We start from the raw sequence: 522 nt of genomic DNA on the forward strand, positions 1-522 counted from the left end.
CCCCGTCGACCACATCCGTGCCGACCTCTTCCTCGGCAGCCTGGACGGCAGTTTCGAGAGCCTGTCCGACTCCGAGATCGTCACCCACGTCCGCACCCACCCCTTCCTGGACGCCACCCCCTCCGACACCTCAGCCGACACCCCCGACCTCCAGCCCGCAGACACCACCACCGACACCACCACCAAGCCCGACACCGACACCGAGCCCGACACCGACACCGAGCCCGCCGCCACGGCCGATGACACGGCCGCCGACACCGCCACGGAGCCCGCCGCCGCGTCCGGTGACACCGCTACCAACACCACCGCCGAGCCCGCCGCCGCGTCCGGTGACACGGCCGCCGACACCGCCACGGAGCCCGCTGCCGAGCCCGCCGCCAAGCCCGGCGGCGCGCGGAGCTCTGGAACCCGCAGCCGGACACGTCCTGAAGCCCGCAGCGGGACCGGCGGCTCGACCGGCACCGCAATCCACGGGCAGGCGCGCGATGGAGATCGCCCGCAGGATCGCCCCGACAGCCACAC

1 pseudogene is annotated in these 522 nt (G+C 74.1%); it reads left to right on the forward strand.

The window, feature by feature from the left end:
• Window positions 1-522, forward strand: a pseudogene (locus FLX07_RS36795) (hypothetical protein); the annotation flags it as partial.

The organism is Microbispora bryophytorum, from assembly GCF_006874465.1.
GTDB classification, from domain to species: Bacteria; Actinomycetota; Actinomycetes; order Streptosporangiales; family Streptosporangiaceae; genus Microbispora; species Microbispora bryophytorum.